12 protein-coding genes and 3 tRNA genes are annotated in these 16,746 nt (G+C 60.9%); 8 read left to right on the top strand and 7 right to left on the bottom strand.

The features are described from left to right. Nucleotides 1–42 precede the first annotated feature (42 nt). From DQ405_RS16045 to DQ405_RS16035, 3 genes are all read left to right on the top strand, one after another. The gene (locus DQ405_RS16045) at nucleotides 43–2,319 is read left to right on the top strand and encodes a DUF1631 domain-containing protein (RefSeq protein WP_168425145.1); all 2,277 of its coding nucleotides are present in this window, start codon (nucleotides 43–45) and stop codon (nucleotides 2,317–2,319) included. 171 nt (nucleotides 2,320–2,490) lie between these two features. Next, nucleotides 2,491–2,664 (top strand): DUF3094 family protein, encoded by a 174-nt coding sequence (locus DQ405_RS16040; RefSeq protein WP_168425144.1) that lies wholly within the window; start codon nucleotides 2,491–2,493, stop codon nucleotides 2,662–2,664. A 57-nt stretch (nucleotides 2,665–2,721) separates the two neighbouring features. Next, nucleotides 2,722–4,017 carry an NAD(P)/FAD-dependent oxidoreductase gene (locus DQ405_RS16035; protein WP_168425143.1) on the top strand — a complete coding sequence of 432 codons (1,296 nt, stop codon included), beginning with the start codon at nucleotides 2,722–2,724 and terminating at the stop codon, nucleotides 4,015–4,017. Nucleotides 4,018–4,180: 163 nt separating this feature from the next. Here DQ405_RS16035 and DQ405_RS16030 read toward each other — a convergent pair. From DQ405_RS16030 to rluD, 6 genes are all read right to left on the bottom strand, one after another. Then, nucleotides 4,181–4,256, bottom strand: a tRNA-Lys gene (locus DQ405_RS16030). Between the two features lie 5 nt (nucleotides 4,257–4,261). Further along, nucleotides 4,262–4,338 (bottom strand) — tRNA-Pro (locus tag DQ405_RS16025). Nucleotides 4,339–4,347: 9 nt separating this feature from the next. Continuing rightward, nucleotides 4,348–4,423 (bottom strand) — tRNA-Asn (locus DQ405_RS16020). Between the two features lie 214 nt (nucleotides 4,424–4,637). After that, the gene (clpB, locus tag DQ405_RS16015) at nucleotides 4,638–7,208 is read right to left on the bottom strand and encodes an ATP-dependent chaperone ClpB (RefSeq protein WP_168425142.1); all 2,571 of its coding nucleotides are present in this window, start codon (nucleotides 7,206–7,208) and stop codon (nucleotides 4,638–4,640) included. Nucleotides 7,209–7,390: 182 nt separating this feature from the next. Beyond that, nucleotides 7,391–8,125 (bottom strand): peptidoglycan editing factor PgeF, encoded by a 735-nt coding sequence (gene pgeF / locus DQ405_RS16010; RefSeq protein WP_168425141.1) that lies wholly within the window; start codon nucleotides 8,123–8,125, stop codon nucleotides 7,391–7,393. Beyond that, on the bottom strand, nucleotides 8,122–9,096 hold the full coding sequence (rluD, locus tag DQ405_RS16005) for a 23S rRNA pseudouridine(1911/1915/1917) synthase RluD (RefSeq protein ID WP_168425140.1): 975 nt from the start codon (nucleotides 9,094–9,096) through the stop codon (nucleotides 8,122–8,124). Before rluD ends, pgeF begins: the two co-directional genes overlap by 4 nt. A 307-nt stretch (nucleotides 9,097–9,403) precedes the next feature. On the opposite strand from rluD, the gene DQ405_RS16000 reads away from it, so the two are divergent. From DQ405_RS16000 to DQ405_RS15985, 4 genes are all read left to right on the top strand, one after another. Beyond that, nucleotides 9,404–10,411 carry an outer membrane protein assembly factor BamD gene (locus tag DQ405_RS16000; RefSeq protein WP_168425139.1) on the top strand — a complete coding sequence of 336 codons (1,008 nt, stop codon included), beginning with the start codon at nucleotides 9,404–9,406 and terminating at the stop codon, nucleotides 10,409–10,411. A gap of 96 nt (nucleotides 10,412–10,507) precedes the next feature. Continuing rightward, nucleotides 10,508–10,744 (top strand): PP0621 family protein, encoded by a 237-nt coding sequence (locus DQ405_RS15995; RefSeq protein ID WP_168425138.1) that lies wholly within the window; start codon nucleotides 10,508–10,510, stop codon nucleotides 10,742–10,744. Further along, nucleotides 10,734–12,326 (top strand): ATP-binding protein, encoded by a 1,593-nt coding sequence (locus tag DQ405_RS15990; protein ID WP_168425137.1) that lies wholly within the window; start codon nucleotides 10,734–10,736, stop codon nucleotides 12,324–12,326. Before DQ405_RS15995 ends, DQ405_RS15990 begins: the two co-directional genes overlap by 11 nt. 113 nt (nucleotides 12,327–12,439) lie before the next feature. Continuing rightward, entirely contained in the window at nucleotides 12,440–13,780 is a 1,341-nt protein-coding gene (locus tag DQ405_RS15985) for a sigma-54-dependent transcriptional regulator (RefSeq protein WP_168425136.1), read from the top strand. 36 nt (nucleotides 13,781–13,816) lie between these two features. Here DQ405_RS15985 and DQ405_RS15980 read toward each other — a convergent pair whose 3' ends face one another. Beyond that, the gene (locus DQ405_RS15980) at nucleotides 13,817–14,872 is read right to left on the bottom strand and encodes a DUF2333 family protein (protein WP_168425135.1); all 1,056 of its coding nucleotides are present in this window, start codon (nucleotides 14,870–14,872) and stop codon (nucleotides 13,817–13,819) included. Between the two features lie 222 nt (nucleotides 14,873–15,094). Here DQ405_RS15980 and DQ405_RS15975 point away from each other — a divergent pair, with 222 nt between their 5' ends. Beyond that, nucleotides 15,095–16,708, top strand: coding sequence for a response regulator (locus DQ405_RS15975; protein WP_168425134.1), 1,614 nt, complete (start codon nucleotides 15,095–15,097; stop codon nucleotides 16,706–16,708). Nucleotides 16,709–16,746 lie beyond the last annotated feature (38 nt).

The following is a 16,746-nucleotide window of genomic DNA, read 5'->3' as shown; positions in this document are numbered from 1 at the left end:
GTTGTTGAGCGCTTGAATATTGCAGGCGACCGGAGAGTCTCGATGCGAACCGATGCGAAAGTGGTGCACCTGAAGGCCACCCCTGAGCAAAAGCCGTCCTCGCCGGCAGGTAGACTACCTGTCGCGCTCATCAGCGTGCGCGACAAAGCCGCACAGCAACTGCGCTTGGCCTTGCAGACACTGTTCGACAACGCCGACGACTCGCTCTTCGAGATCGCTGATCGCGCCACCAGCAATGCCGAACAGAACGCCTTCTTCGAAGCCATGCGCGACCTGCGCATGAAGCGCCGGGGTATCGAGCGCGGCTTCCTGCAACAGGTTTTCGAATCCTTCGCCAAGCTCAACCAGTACGAAATAGGCAAGCCCGCGCAACCGGAAGCGTCATTCGACAGCCTGGCGCTGGTGCAGAACGACGAACTGGAAGAATCGGTCGCGATCGACACCATGGTCGCAAAAGTGATGAGCCGCGCCAGCCAACCGCTCAGCCACCTCACGACTCGAATGAACGTGCTGGTAAGCAAAAAGCTGGACGACAAAAACAATCCACTGGGCCCACAGCAGCTGTGCGAATACTTCCTCGAGGCCTGTCGCAGCCTTGGCGTTGAAATCAAGGTCAAGCTGATTATTCTCAAGCTGTTCGAGCGTTACGTGCTTACGGATCTCGAGCAGCTCTACGCCGAATCGAACCAGACATTGGTCGCCGCGGGGGTCCTGCCAGAGCTGCAGTCGGCACCGCCGCGCCGCTCCCCGAATCGTTCAGCTGCGACGGGAAGCAGTGCACCGCGAACGGGAACGGGCGTCGGTGAATCACCGGCGTACGCCGATGATGGTGTTCATGAAGCGTTCAGCGCCCTGCAGGCACTGCTTTCAGAGCTGCGCGGCAGCGCCCTGCCCGCCCGCAACCTGCCCAACGACGCCGTCCCAATCTCCAGCAACGACCTGATGCGCTTGCTCTCGCACCTTCAGTCACGCGCCCCCCAGCAGGTTGACGAATACGATCTGCCGGGCCAGCTCGAGCAGCTCCTGCAGCGAGTCAGCGCCAAGAGCGGTAAATCACGGGTGGTCGGCGAAGTCGACGAAGACGTCATAAACCTGGTGTCGATGCTGTTCGAGTTCATCCTCGACGACCGCACCCTGCCTGACTCGCTGAAGGCGCTGATCGGCCGCCTGCAGATCCCGGTATTGAAAGTCGCCGTCCTGGACAAGACCTTCTTCAGCCGCGGCAGTCACCCGGCCCGGCGCCTGCTCAATGAGATCGCATCGGCCGCGATGGGCTGGGGTGAGCAGGACGAAGCCCAACGCGACAGCCTGTATCAGAAGATCGAGCAGGTGGTATCTCGCCTGCTGAATGACTTCGTCGATGACCCCGCAATCTTCTCCGAGCTGCTGGCCGATTTCCTAGCTTTCACCGGCGATGAGCGTCGCCGCAGCGAGCTGCTTGAACAGCGCACACGGGACGCCGAAGAAGGACGCGCCAAGGCTGAAATGGCCCGCCAGGAAGTCGAGCATGCGCTCAATCAGCGCCTGCTCGGCAAGACCCTTCCCGAAGTGGTCGTTCGGCTACTGCAAGAGGCATGGAGCAAGGTTTTGCTGCTGACCTGCCTGAAACACGGCACGCAGTCCGAACAATGGCAAGCCGCACTCGGAACGATGGATGACCTCATTTGGAGCGTCACGCCACACGACGACCCCGAGTCCCGCGCACAGTTGCTGGAACTGGTTCCGAGCCTGCTGAAAAATCTTCGTGAGGGGCTGGTCAGCGCGGCGTTTGACCCATTCTCCACCAGTGACTTCTTCACCCGACTCGAAGCGCTGCATGTCCAGACGCTGCAGCAGTTCACCCAGCCTGCCCCGACCAATGCCCCGGCTCGCGGGGAGATCATCACCGAGCAGAAGCTGGAGCTACCTCCGCGCGAAGATGAAGCCGATGAGCCCACCTCCCCTGCGATGGTCGAGGTGAATGAAGAGATCGTCTTGCTGGCTCCGGGCGAAAGCCGGGAGCCGGAGCCCGAAATCAACCTGGCCGACAACGATGAAGCACTGACTCAGGTAGACAACCTGCGAGTCGGCAGCTGGGTCGAATTCCAGGAGGATGAGGATCACAAGCTCCGCTGCAAACTGGCCGCCGTGATCAAGCCCACGGGCAAATATATTTTCGTCAACCGCACTGGCATGAAGGTTCTCGAAAAGACGCGAATGGGGCTCGCCATCGAGTTCCGCCGCGGCGCAATACGCCTGCTCAACGATGCACTGCTTTTCGACCGTGCGCTGGAGTCGGTAATCGGAAACCTTCGCAGCCTGAAGCACAGCGGCCGCTAAGCGCGGCTGGCGCGCAGGAGCCAGCGCTCCTCATGCCGCATGCCGCAACGCGTCCTCCAGCGAATATCCATTCCGCCTCGCTCTGCTCTGCCGGCAGCCGCTATCAATGGCTGTCGTGCTTGGCTTTTGCCACCGCACCGCTAGAATGCCTGCATCCCTTTCGAGGTGCGTATGCCTAGCCGCCTGAATCCTGAAGACCAGAAACGCGTTGACCAATACCTCAGCGCGCCTCAGCACCAAGTCGAGCGCCGCCCCTTTCGGCCCTGGCTGCTCCTTGTGCTGGTGCTGGCAGTGGTCGTAGGGCTGGGCCTGCTGAGCCGCCTCCTGAGTCGCTTGGTGCTATGAATAGCCCCTCTCCCTCGGCGCCTGATCGAATTCCGCAAAGCCTTATGAGTTCATTCCATGACACATCGCATCGTAATCGTCGGCGGCGGCGCCGGCGGCCTGGAGCTCGCCACCCGACTGGGTAGAACCCTGGGAAAGCGTGGCAAAGCCCGCATCACGCTGATCGACGCCAATCTGACCCACATCTGGAAACCGCTCCTGCACGAGGTGGCGGCCGGGTCGTTGAATTCGTCAGCCGATGAGCTCAACTATGTTGCCCAAGCCAAATGGAATCACTTCGAATTCCAGATGGGCCGCATGAGCGGCCTGGAGCGTGGACGCAAATGCGTACACCTGGCTGCCTCATTCGACGAGCACGGCATCGAACTGGTACCAGCCCGAACGCTGGACTATGACACGCTAGTGATCGCCGTCGGCAGCACGACCAATGATTTCGGCACCAAAGGCGCGGCCGAGCACTGCATTTTTCTCGATACGCGCGAGCAGGCTGAGCGCTTCCACCGCCACTTGCTCAGCCATTACATGCGTGCCCATGCCAGTGAGGGCCACCACAGCACCATTGAGATGGCCATCGTCGGCGCCGGCGCAACCGGTGTCGAACTGGCAGCGGAACTGCACCATGCCGCACGCGAACTGGCCGCCTATGGCCTGGACGGGATCAAGCCGGAAAACGTCCGCATCACCCTCATCGAAGCAGGCCCCCGAGTTCTTCCAGCGCTGCCAGAGCGCATCGGCCAGCCGGTACATCAGACGCTCCGCGACTTGGGCGTAACCGTCCTCACGGACGCCGCCGTAAGCGAGGTTACGAAGGAAGGCTTGCATACCAAGAGCGGCGATTTCGTACCTGCCTCACTTAAGGTCTGGGCAGCGGGTATCAGGGCGCCGAGTTTCCTGCATGAGCTGGACGGCCTGGAAACCAACCGAATCAATCAATTGCAAGTGCTGCCAACTTTGCAGACCACCCGAGACGAAAACATATTCGCCTTCGGCGATTGCGCCGCCTGTCCGCAGCCGGACAGCGACCGTAACGTTCCGCCAAGGGCCCAGGCCGCCCACCAGCAGGCTTCGCTGCTTGCCAAGTCGCTTGCGCGACGGCTCGAAGGCCAAGGCCTGCCCAGCTACCGTTACCGCGACTACGGCTCCCTGATTTCCCTGTCGAGCTTCTCAGCGGTCGGCAACCTGATGGGCAACCTCACCGGCAATGTGATGCTCGAAGGTTGGCTCGCACGGATGTTCTATGTCTCGCTGTACCGGATGCATCAGATCGCACTGTATGGAATCGCGCGCACCACACTGATGATGATCGGCGACAAGCTCAGCACCAGCACGGTGCCCCGCCTCAAACTGCACTGACCGGGCACATCCAGACGGCGCCTCTCCGCGCAGGAAAGGCGCTGGCAGAACAACCGGCAGGCATGTGACGAGAGGAGCAGCCGTACCTTACAAAATCCAGGCAATAAAAAACCGGAAGATCCGTTCGGACCTTCCGGTTTTTCGCGCCTCTGGCAAGGCGATTTGGTGGGTCGTGTAGGATTCGAACCTACGACCAATTGGTTAAAAGCCAACTGCTCTACCAACTGAGCTAACGACCCAAAATTGGTCGGGGTAGGGGGATTCGAACTCCCGACATCCTGCTCCCAAAGCAGGCGCGCTACCGGACTGCGCTATACCCCGATTGGAAATTGGCTCCGCGACCAGGACTCGAACCTGGGACCCAATGATTAACAGTCATTTGCTCTACCGACTGAGCTATCGCGGAACTATCACTTCCAGCTCCTTGGATGGCTTGCTGTGTTGCTTTGCAAACCCCCCTTAGAGGCGCGCCATTTTACGGTTCTCGGCGCGCCTGTCAACAGAAAAAATACGATTTACTACAATGCGTTGCGACTAGACTCGGTCTTCGCACCGAAGCACAGCGAAGCCCCACCGAAACGGCCCCAGGGCCGCCCCGGCTGACGGCCCCGCGAGCCTGGTCAGGCTTTGGCGAAGTGAATCTCTTCGCCCTCCACCTTTCCGACGATGGATGAACCCGGCTCGAACGTACCAGACAGTATGTTCTGGGCCAGCGGGTTCTCGATCCAGCGTTGAATGGCGCGCTTCAACGGCCGCGCGCCATAAACCGGGTCGTAACCAACGGCAACCAGCTTATCCATGGCCTCGTCGCTAAGATCCAAGCTCAGGTCTCGCTCCGCCAGACGTTGCTGCAAACGTCCCAGCTGGATCTGAGCGATGCCCGCGATCTGCTCGCGCGCCAGCGGATCGAACACCACGACCTCATCGATACGGTTGATGAATTCTGGCCGGAAATGGCTGCTCACGGCATCCATGACTGCTGCACGCTGCGCATCTGGATCGCCCACCAGCTCCTGAATCTGGCTTGAACCCAAGTTCGACGTCATCACGATCACGGTGTTGCGGAAGTCCACCGTACGTCCATGACTGTCGGTCAGACGCCCATCCTCGAGCACTTGCAGGAGGATATTGAATACGTCCGAGTGAGCCTTTTCGACCTCATCCAGCAGCACCACCGAGTACGGTTTGCGACGCACGGCCTCGGTCAGGTAGCCGCCCTCCTCGTACCCCACATAACCTGGCGGCGCACCAATCAGACGCGCCACCGAGTGCTTCTCCATGAACTCGGACATGTCGATACGGATCATCGCCTCCTCCGTATCGAAGAGGAATTCTGCCAGCGCCTTGCACAGCTCGGTCTTGCCCACCCCGGTCGGGCCGAGGAACAGGAAGGAACCACTGGGCCGATTCGGATCGGCCAACCCAGCGCGGGACCGACGTACCGCATTGGCAACCGAAACCACCGCCTCATGCTGGCCGATCACCCGCTGGTGCAACAGGTCTTCCATCTTCAGCAGCTTCTCGCGCTCTCCCTCGAGCATCTTCGAGACCGGGATGCCGGTCCACTTGGATACGACCTCGGCGATCTCCTCGTCAGTCACCTTGTTGCGCAACAGCTGGTTCTCGGTTTTTCCGTGCTGATCGACCATCTGAAGGCTGCGCTCAAGATCAGGAATAACGCCGTACTGAAGCTCGGCCATTCGCGCCAGGTCGCCCTTGCGCCGCGCCGCCTCCAGATCAGCCTTGGCTTGCTCGATCTTCTGCTGCATCTGCGCGGAGCCCTGCACCTCAGCCTTTTCTGACTTCCAGATCTCCTCGAGATCGGCATATTCGCGCTCCAGCTTGACGATTTCCTCGTCGAGCTTTGCCAAGCGCTTCTTGGTCGCCTCGTCGTCTTCGTTCTTCAGCGCCTCACGCTCGATCTTCAGCTGGATCAAGCGCCGATCAAGGCGATCCAGCGCCTCCGGCTTCGAGTCGATCTCCATGCGGATGCGGCTCGCGGCCTCATCGATCAAGTCGATGGCCTTGTCCGGCAGCTGGCGGTCCGTGATGTAGCGGTGCGACAGCTTCGCCGCCGCGATGATCGCGCCGTCCGTGATGGAGACACCGTGGTGCACCTCGTAGCGCTCCTTCAGGCCGCGCAGGATGGCGATGGTGTCTTCCTCGCTCGGCTCGTCGACTTGCACGCGCTGGAAACGCCGCTCCAACGCGGCATCCTTTTCAATGTACTGGCGATATTCATCGAGCGTGGTGGCGCCGACGCAGTGCAGCTCGCCGCGGGCCAGGGCGGGCTTGAGCATGTTGCCTGCATCCATCGCGCCCTCGGCCTTGCCGGCGCCGACCATGGTGTGCAATTCGTCGATGAACAAGATGACCCGGCCTTCCTGCTTGCTCAGTTCGTTGAGCACCGCCTTCAGGCGTTCTTCGAACTCGCCGCGGAACTTGGCCCCAGCGATCAGCGAGCCCATGTCCAACGCCAGCAAGCGTTTGTCCTTGAGCCCGTCCGGCACCTCGCCGTTGACGATGCGCTGAGCCAGCCCCTCGACGATGGCGGTCTTGCCGACACCGGGCTCACCGATCAGCACGGGGTTGTTCTTGGTCCGCCGCTGCAGCACCTGAATCGTCCGACGGATCTCATCATCACGACCGATCACCGGATCGAGCTTGCCGTCCTCGGCGCGCTTAGTCATGTCGACCGTATATTTGTCCAGCGCCTGACGCGATTCCTCGGCATTGGGATCGTTCACCGCATCGCTGCCACGTAGATTGCTGATGGCGTTTTCCAGAGCTTTCTTGCTGACACCCTGCGCCAGCAGCAGCTTGCCCAGACGGGTATTGCTGTCCAGCGCTGCGAGCAAGACCAGCTCACTGGAGATGTATTGATCACCCTTCTGCTGGGCCAAGCGGTCGGCCTGATTGAGCAGGCGCGCCAACTCCTGCGACATGTTCATGTCGCCCGTGGGATTCTGCAGCTTGGGCAGCTGATCCAACTCTTTGGTCAGCGCCTGGCGCAAGCCGTTGATATCGAAACCCACCTGCATCAGCAGCGGCCTGATCGAGCCGCCCTGCTGATCGAGCAGCGCCTGCATCAGATGCAGCGGTTCGATAGATGGATGATCGAGGCCCACAGCGATGGACTGGGCATCGGAGAGCGCAAGCTGGAGCTTGCTGGTCAAGCGATCGATACGCATGTAATCACCTTTCTGATTAGGCAGGCCGGCGCAATCAACCGCACCTCGACAAAAGCCTGCGAGATGGAACTTAGATGAGGTTGATTGTTGGAGATTCAAGCCGGATGACATTGATCCAGATCATCTGGCGATTCACCGGCACGGGCTGACGGGTTCGCGAGATACCGATGCGGCTCTACCGCTTAATCAAGCCAAATCAGGCTTGCGAAGCGTCCGGTACGAGCGGAGCGCCGGTAAGAATAGAAACAAGGGTCTTTAAGGGTACAGAAGCCGCCACCGAACACGGCAGAGACGCCGCAGGCAGCAAGACGGATCCGGGCGAGCTGGTAGATATCGGCCATGTAACGGCCAGCGTTGCGGCTGGGGGAAAAGGCTTCGACCGCCGCGGCATGGCGGGATACGAATGCCTCACGCACCTCGGCGCCGACCTCGAATGACGCTGGACCGATCGCCGGACCGAGCCAGGCCATTAGCTGGGTTCCAGGTGTGTGCATTGCTGCCACGGTCGCTTCCAGCATGCCGGCCGCCAGCCCGCGCCAGCCGGCATGTGCTGCCGCCACCCGGGTCCCGGCGAGATCGCAGAACAACACTGGCAGACAATCAGCAGTCAGCACGGCACAGCCGACACCCCTCGTGCCTGTCCAGCTGGCATCCGAAGTGGGGCAGGCTTGCGGACTGGCTTCGACAACGGTGGCCGAATGAATCTGGCTCATCCAGGCCGGCTGGCAACCGAGCGCCTGCTGCAACCGCCGCCGATTGGCTGCTACCGCCTCTGGGGCATCGCCTACGTGATCGCCCAGGTTGAAACTATCGAAAGGGGCCTGACTCATCCCGCCCAGGCGCGTGGTGACGCAGGCCTTCACCGCTATGGGCGCCGGCCAGTCGGGAAGAATCCAATCGTCAGGCCAGCCACTCACCCGACGAACGCCTCGCGATCCTGCTGCAGCAATGTCAGCAACCAGACGAAGTCATCCGGCAATGGCGACTCCCATTTTAGCCGCTCACCGCTTACCGGATGATCCAGCTCGAGGAAGCGCGCATGCAGCGCCTGACGAGGGAAATCGCGCAGCGTTTGCACCATGGTCGGATTCGCCGCCGGCGGGATTCGGAACCGCCCGCTGTACAAGGGGTCGCCCACCAGCGGATAGCCGATATGCGTCATGTGCACGCGAATCTGATGCGTGCGACCGGTCTCCAGCTTGACCCGAACATGGGTATGCGAACGGAAGCGCTCGAGTACCCGATAGTGGCTGACGGCAGGCTTGCCACCTTCCACAACAGCCATGCGCTGGCGCTGCTGACCGTGGCGCCCGATGGGTGCGTCGACCGTACCGCCGGTGATGATCACGCCAATGACGATGGCCTCGTAGATGCGACTGACGCTGCGCGCCTGCAGCTGCTCGACCAGCCGAGTCTGTGCCTGCAGCGTCTTGGCAACCACCATCAGGCCGGTCGTATCTTTGTCCAGGCGATGCACGATGCCGGCGCGCGGCACATTGATGATGTCCGGCACGTGATGTAGCAGAGCGTTGAGCAGAGTGCCATCGGCATGCCCGGCTGCGGGGTGCACCACCAGACCGGACGGCTTGTTCAATACGAGGATGTGCTCGTCCTCGAAGACGATATCCAGCGGAATATCCTGTGCCACCCACTCACCCTGCGCCTGCTGTTCGGCAGACAACTCCAGAATCGCGCCAGCATGCACCGTGTCCCGGGGGCGCAACGCGGCGCCGTCGACAGTGAGGCGCCCCTCCTTGATCCAGCCCGCCAGGCGCGAGCGGGAATGTTCCGAGAACAACTGAGCCGCGACCTGATCGAGGCGCTGCCCGCCGAGGTCGAACGGCACCTCGGCGCGGAGATGAATGGCCTGGGTGGTGATCGTGGACATAATTAAGAGCGCTTCATAAATAGGAGGAAGAAACAACAATGCGGCCCACGGCCGGAGTGGCAGGTGTATGTCAGTGGCGTTCGCGGGTGATGCATGCTTCGACGCCGACCGGCATGCCACAGGCTGGGCTGCCGCCCGGGTCCACTCACCGATGCGGACACCATTGATGACGGCACAGGTCGAGCCTTTGGTTTCGGCAACACGCTTGTGTTTAAATACGGCGTCTTTGTCCCGGCCAGCCGGGGCGCTCATCATAACAGGACGGCTCAGCGCGAGACAGCCAGCCGTCACAGGGACGCAAGCCGCCATGCAAGTGAAACACCTGCTGCTGATCGCCATTTTCGCCCTCACCGCTGCCTGTTCGTCCAACGAAACCATTAGCGAAAACCTCGGCGAAGCGGAACTGTACCGGCAGGCGCAGGCCGACCTGGACAACAAGAGCTACACCAGCGCCATCAACAAGTTGAAGGCCCTGGAGTCCCGCTATCCCTTCGGCCGTTTCGCTGAACAGGCGCAACTGGAGCTGATTTACGCGTACTACCGTAACACCGAGGCCGAGGCCGCGCGCTCATCCGCCGAGCGCTTCATCCGCCTGCATCCACAACACCCCAGCGTCGACTATGCCTATTACCTGAAGGGGCTGGCCTCCTTCGACAAAGACCGCGGGCTGCTTGCACGGTTTCTGCCGCTGGACATGACCAAGCGTGATCCGGGCGCTGCGCGCGATTCGTTCAACGAGTTCGCGCAACTCACCACGCGCTTCCCGAACAGCCGCTACGCGCCGGATGCCAAAGCGCGAATGGTCTACCTTCGCAACCTGCTGGCCGCCAACGAGATTCACGTCGCCGATTATTATCTACGACGTCAGGCCTATGTTGCCGCCGCCAACCGCGGCCGCTATGTAGTCGAAAACTTCCAGGGCACGCCTGCGGTCGGTGATGGTCTCGCGGTGATGACCGAAGCCTACCAGCGCCTGGGGCTCGATGATCTTGCCAGCACCAGCCTGGAAACGCTCAAGCTCAACTACGCGGAACATCCTAGCCTTGAAGACGGCGAGTTCGTGCCACGCCAGCAGGAATCCGACAACCGTGGCTGGCTGTCCCGCGCCACGCTCGGACTGATCGAAACGGAAAACAAGGCCCCGGACAGCTCACAATCCAACCGCGACGTGGTCCGTCAGTACGAAAACGCCGCCCGGGATCTACCCGATGAATTGCGCCCGGTGCTAAAGGAAGCAGAAGCCGAGGCGCAGAGCGAACAGCAAGACGAAGGCCGCTCCTGGTGGAGCTACCTGACGTTCGGCCTGTTCGACTGAAGTAACGCCCGGCGTCAGGATCCATCGATCCGGGTGTATCAGCACACGGAGCCTGCCAGACCGGCAGGCCCGCATGGCTTAGCCAGGAAGTAAAATATGGGTCTGTTTCGTCTGTTGTTCTGGATCATTCTGATTGCCGCCGCGTTCTGGCTCTGGCGTCGCCTGACAAGCAAGTCCACATCGTCCAGCAAACCGCAGGAGACTACCGTAATGACGGTTCGCTGCGCTCAGTGCGGCGTCCACCTGCCACGCGAGCAGGCGCTGCAGAGTCATGAGCGGTGGTACTGCAGCCAGGCCCACCTGGAACAGGGCAGCAAGTCGGGTGGCAACTGAACGCCTGACGTTCCTCGGCGCCCAGGGCAGCCGAATCCTCCGGCTTTACCATTTATACCGCGTCGCGATCGGCCTGGTACTGGTCCTGCTCATCAGCAGCGATCTGCATAACGACCTGATGCGCATGATCAATCCGGCGGCGTTTCACTACGGCGCCTGGCTCTATCTGATCCTCAACATTCTTATCGCCGTACTGCTGCAGAACCCGAAGCGGGAACTGCCGGTTCTGGCCCTCGCATTGCTGGACGTCACGCTGCTCGCCACGCTGTTTTACTTCGCGGGCGGCACACCCAGTGGAATCGGCAATCTGTTGATTGTCGCGGTCGCCATTGCCAACATCCTGCTGCATGGACGCATCGGATTCTTCATCGCCGCGGTTGCCGCGACCGGCCTCATTTATGTGACCTTCTACCTCAGTTTCAGCGACGCTACCGCAAGCCGTCAGTATGTTCAGGCAGCCGCGCTCGGCACGCTATGCTTCGCCGCTGCACTGCTGGTGCAGGGTCTGACGCGACGGCTGCAGGCCAGCGAAAGCCTGGCCCGCCAACGCGCCGAAGAAGTCGCTAATCTTGAGGCGCTGAATGCGCAGATCCTTCAGCGAATGCGCACCGGTATCCTCGTGCTCGACGCTCACGAACGCGTGTTGCTCGCTAATCAGGGTGCTCTGGAGCTGCTCGGCCAACAAGCAATGACCGGCGAGCCACTGGCGCCCCGCTGCCCTGAACTGATCAAGGGCTTGCAGCAGTGGCGTGACAATCCAACCCTGCGTCCACGCAACTTCAAGGCAACGCCCAACGGCGCCACGTTGCAGCCGAGCTTCGCTACACTGCAGCATGGGGAGAAGCTGGACACCCTCGTATTTCTCGAGGACATCTCTCAGATCGCGCAGAAAGCCCAGCAGCTCAAGCTCGCCTCGCTCGGTCGACTGACTGCCAGCATCGCCCACGAGATTCGCAACCCGCTCGGCGCCATCAGCCATGCCGCCCAGCTGCTGCAGGAATCCGAGGTACTGGACGCGGCCGACCTGCGGCTGACGCAGATTATTCAGGATCATTCGCGACGCATGAACCTGGTCATCGAAAACGTGCTGCAACTGTCACGCCGACGCCAGGCCGAACCGCAGCTGCTGGACCTGAAATACTGGGTGCATCGCTTCGCCAGCGAATTTCGAAACTCCCTGCCGCCCGCCCATAGCGTGCATGTGGAAACCCGGGGCAGTTCACTGCAAACTCGCATGGATCCGAACCAGCTGATCCAGGTCCTGACCAACCTGGTACAGAACGGTCTGCGCTACAGCGGACAGAAACACGGACAGGCGCAGGTATGGCTACAGGTGTTTCGTGATCCGGCCAGCGATCTGCCTGTACTCGAAGTACTTGATGACGGTCCGGGCGTGCCACCCGAACAGCTGCAGAATATCTTCGAACCCTTTTTCACGACGGAGAACAAGGGCACCGGATTAGGCCTCTATATTTCTCGCGAGCTGTGTGAAAGCAATCAGGCTCGCCTGGACTATCGGGAGCGAGACGAAGGCGGTAGCTGCTTTCGTATCGTTTTCGCGCATCCGCGCAAGCTGAGCTGAGCCTATCGAGGCGGCACGGGTCACACATCGGCACGGTTGCGGTACAAAGCACGTACGGTAGCGTTAACATTGCGGGCCTCCGCACCACCCACGCCAACTGAAAGACCGAGACCATGACCGCCCGCCAGAAAGCGCTGATCATCGATGACGAACCCGATATCCGGGAACTCCTGGAGATCACCCTTGGACGCATGAAGCTCGACACCCGCAGCGCCCGCAACCTCAAGGAAGCCCGCGAGTGCCTGGCCCGCGAGCACTACGACCTTTGCCTGACCGACATGCGCCTGCCCGACGGATGCGGCCTTGAGCTGGTGCAGTTCATCCAGCAGCAGTATCCGCAGCTGCCGGTGGCGATGATCACCGCCTACGGCAGCCTCGACACAGCTATCGGCGCGCTCAAGGCCGGCGCTTTCGATTTTCTCACCAAACCGGTGGATCTCGGCCGACTACGCGAACTGGTCAACACTGCATTGCGGCTGCGCACCCCGAATCCCAATGAGCTGAAGGTCGATAGCCGTCTGCTCGGCACTTCGCCACCGATGAATGTGCTACGCAAGCAGATCGGCAAACTGGCACGCAGTCAGGCGCCGGTCTATATCAGCGGCGAATCCGGCAGCGGCAAGGAGCTGGTGGCGCGGCTGATCCATGAGCAAGGCCCACGTCACGAGCGCCCCTTCGTGCCGGTCAACTGTGGAGCAATCCCATCGGAGCTGATGGAAAGCGAGTTCTTCGGCCACAAGAAAGGCAGCTTTACCGGCGCCATGGAAGACAAGCCGGGCCTGTTCCAGGCTGCCAATGGCGGCACCTTGTTCCTCGATGAGGTGGCTGACCTGCCGTTGCCCATGCAGGTGAAGCTGCTGCGGGCGATCCAGGAAAAGGCTGTACGCGCTGTCGGCGGCGCCAAAGAAGTCGTGGTCGATGTGCGGATTCTCTGCGCCACCCACAAAGATCTGGCGAGCGAGGTCGCCGGGGGCCGTTTCCGCCAGGATCTTTACTATCGACTGAACGTCATCGAGCTGCGCGTGCCGCCTCTGCGCGAGCGCCGTGAAGACATCGCCCAGCTAGCTGAGGCCATGCTCCGTCGGCTTTCGCAAGAATGTGGCGATACGCCCGCGCGGCTGCACCCCGACGCGCTGGCCAAGCTGCAGAGCTATCGGTTCCCGGGCAACGTCCGTGAACTGGAGAACATGCTGGAGCGCGCCTACACCCTCTGTGAAGGTGAGGAAATCAAGCCCAGCGATATGAGGCTGTCCGATGCGCCGAGCATGGCGGAGAATGGCGAAGCGAACCTGGCTCAGATCGATAATCTCGAAGATCACCTTGAGGACGTCGAACGCAAGCTGATCATGCAGGCGCTCGAGGAAACCCGCTGGAATCGTACCGCTGCGGCGCAGAGACTGGGCTTGTCGTTCCGTTCCATGCGTTATCGCCTGAAAAAGCTCGGGCTGGATTGAACCGCAAACTGCGACCCCGAAGGGTCGCAGGTCGCTTTACCCCTGCGACAGCAGATTGCGCAGATCGATGATCGCGGCGTTAGCACGCGAGATGTAATTTGCCATTACCAGCGAATGGTTAGCCAGCACACCATAGCCGCTGCCGTTCAGCACCATTGGGCTCCACAGTGGTTGCTGCGCGGCCTCAAGTTCGCGAATGATCTGTCTGACGCTGATTGCGGCGTTCTTCTTGGCTAGCACATCAGCAAAATCCACCTCAATGGCACGCAGCAGATGGGACAAGGCCCAGGCCTGGCCGCGCGCCTCGTAGAACACGTTATCGATGTGCAGCCAGGACGTCTCGACGCGTTCTTCCTCGACCACTTGCTGCACACCGTCGCCCGCCAACTCTGGCGCGACCTGAGCATCCAGACGAACCCGGCCGACACTGGCAGACAACCGTTGCGACAGGGAGCCTAGCCGGGTACCCACATCTCCTAGCCAGTTATTGAGATTATCGGCCCGCGAATAGAACTGCGCCTTGGGTGCAGGGTCGCTCAGGCGCGCCAGATAGCGATCCAGGAAGCGAATAGCGTTTCGGTACTCCGATTCGCTGGCAGGCAGCGCCCAGCTGCGATTGTCGAAATTGAACAACGGCTCGGCCTTGGACAGATCGGCATCTTCGGTCGACTGGGATTGCGAGCGGGCGAAATCCTTGCGCAATGCGCGGCTAAGATCGCGCACCTGAACCAGCACTCCATATTCCCAGCTGGGCATGTTATCCAGCCACAGGCCGGGGGGGGCGACGTCATTGGTCAGGTAACCACCCGGCTTCTCCAGCAGGGTGCTGGCGACCTGCTTGAGGGTCTCGACCGTGGTGTAGCCATTGACGATCTGCTGCTGCGAAGCCTCAGCAGCCTGCCGGACCTGCTGCTGCACCGGGAAGCGATCAGGCTCGGAACTCCAATACCAGCCCACCAGCAGCGCGACCAGCAAATAGACCCCGATTACGGCTGCCAGCGCGAGCAACAGCGGATTGCGACTCCCCGCTTCCGCTCTGGCTGTGTTTCCTGATGAGCCGAGGCGGCCGAAGCGGTTCTTCCAATCCAACATGGGCGTCTGTCCTTCTCGTTTTTCAGAAATTCAATGATTCGACCGCCGGTCACCGGGAGCGTTGCGGCATGTGAACCACTATAACGCAGCCGGTCCGCAGCAAGCCTCATAATGAGAACCAGACCGCCTTCGCAATGTCTTTCCAACAGCGAGATCAGTGGTAGCATGACGCCACTACAGAGGCCTCTGAAAGCACTGTTGCAGCAGGCCAGGGAACCGGACATGTCGGACCAGGAAGAATTAAAACAGCACTTCGCACAACGGGTCATTCACCAGGCACGTGAGGTGCTTGAAGTATGGCAACAGCTGCAGCGTAGCGAATGGAACGACAGCTACCGGACCGCGCTGGCCGACGCGAACCAGCGCTTGCGGCGGTTTGCCGAGCGCTTCGAGCAGACCGAGCACCGGCAACTCGCACTCGGCATCGAAGATTGCCTGGGTGATATCAAGGACAACCGTGGTCGATTGTCGAGCGACACCATCACCACCCTGAGCCAACTGATCTACCGCCTCGCCCGTACCGGCCTGCGTCATGGCGATCCTCGCGGGCAGTCCGGGTACGTCCCGCCATTAAGCAAGCCCGTCTATATCGCCCTGGAAGATCATGAGCGCGCCAACCACGTGGTCCGCCAGCTTGAGTTCTTCAGCATGACCGCCAGGGCATTCGCCAGCGACAGCGAGTTTCGTGCAGCCATGCATGAGCGCCATCCTGCGGCGCTGGTCATGGATGTCGATTTTCATGGTCCCGGCGAAGGCCTGAAGCTCGCCGAGCGCGTGCAGCTGGGGCTGGAGGAGAAGCTGCCATTGATCTTCTTCAGCCATCAGGAAACCGATACGCCCATGCGCCTGGCCGCCGTGCGGGCTGGCGGCCTTGAATTCTTCACCGGCACCATCGATGCATCGAGCCTTCTCGAGAAGATCGAAATATTTACCCGTACCGCCCACTACGAGCCCTTTCGCGTGCTCATCATCGATGACTCGCGCGCGCAAGCGACGCACACCGAGCGGGTCCTGAACAACGCGGGCATCATTACCCAGACGCTCAACGAGCCGATTCAAGCCATCGCCTATCTCGCCGAGTTCCAGCCGGACCTGATCATCCTCGACATGTACATGCCCGAGTGCATGGGCACCGAACTGGCCAAGGTGATTCGCCAGCACGAACGCTACGTGAGCGTGCCGATTATCTATCTGTCAGCCGAAGACGATCTCGACAAACAGCTCGATGCGATGAATGAAGGAGGTGATGACTTCCTGACCAAGCCGATCAAGCCCAGTCACCTGATCGCCACGGTGCGGACGCGGGCCGAGCGGGCTCGCCATCTCAAGGCCAGGATCGTTCGTGACAGCCTCACCGGGCTATACAACCATACGCACAGCCTGCAGCTGCTTGAGGATGCGGCGTCGCGGGCCCGCCGCGACGGCCAATCCCTGTGCTTCGCCATGATCGACATCGATCATTTCAAGAAGGTCAACGACACCTACGGACACCCCATGGGCGATCGGGTCATCAAGAGCCTTGCCCTGTTTCTCAAACAACGCCTGCGCAAGACCGATCATATCGGCCGCTATGGGGGCGAAGAGTTCGCCGTAGTGCTGCCGGACACCAATGCGCAAGACGCCATGAAAGTACTTGATGAGATCCGCCAGCGCTTTGCCGAGATCCGCTATCCGGCACAACCGGCCGATCTGGCTTGCACGTTCAGTTGCGGCATTGCCGAGCTTACGACTGACGCCGATATCAAATCACTGACGCAACAGGCGGACGAAGCCCTTTACCGCGCCAAAAAAGGCGGCCGCAACCGAGTGGAGCGTTTCACGCTGTCATGTGAGTGACATCAAATAGCCATACATTGCTGACCTCCCCATCGCTT

The sequence above is a fragment of the Pseudomonas sp. SST3 genome, assembly GCF_003325755.1.
This window is presented reverse-complemented; position numbering and strand designations above follow the sequence as displayed.

Excerpts from the sequence above, each read along its gene's own strand:
- DQ405_RS15995 (WP_168425138.1), top strand. The coding sequence starts at position 10,508 with ATGGGTCTGTTTCGTCTGTTGTTCTGGATCATTCTGATTGCCGCCGCG.
- DQ405_RS16045 (WP_168425145.1), top strand. The coding sequence starts at position 43 with ATGCGAACCGATGCGAAAGTGGTGCACCTGAAGGCCACCCCTGAGCAA.
- DQ405_RS15980 (WP_168425135.1), bottom strand. The coding sequence starts at position 14,872 with ATGTTGGATTGGAAGAACCGCTTCGGCCGCCTCGGCTCATCAGGAAAC.
- DQ405_RS16000 (WP_168425139.1), top strand. The coding sequence starts at position 9,404 with ATGCAAGTGAAACACCTGCTGCTGATCGCCATTTTCGCCCTCACCGCT.
- DQ405_RS16035 (WP_168425143.1), top strand. The coding sequence starts at position 2,722 with ATGACACATCGCATCGTAATCGTCGGCGGCGGCGCCGGCGGCCTGGAG.
- DQ405_RS15975 (WP_168425134.1), top strand. The coding sequence starts at position 15,095 with ATGTCGGACCAGGAAGAATTAAAACAGCACTTCGCACAACGGGTCATT.
- DQ405_RS16040 (WP_168425144.1), top strand. The coding sequence starts at position 2,491 with ATGCCTAGCCGCCTGAATCCTGAAGACCAGAAACGCGTTGACCAATAC.
- DQ405_RS15985 (WP_168425136.1), top strand. The coding sequence starts at position 12,440 with ATGACCGCCCGCCAGAAAGCGCTGATCATCGATGACGAACCCGATATC.
- rluD (WP_168425140.1), bottom strand. The coding sequence starts at position 9,096 with ATGTCCACGATCACCACCCAGGCCATTCATCTCCGCGCCGAGGTGCCG.
- clpB (WP_168425142.1), bottom strand. The coding sequence starts at position 7,208 with ATGCGTATCGATCGCTTGACCAGCAAGCTCCAGCTTGCGCTCTCCGAT.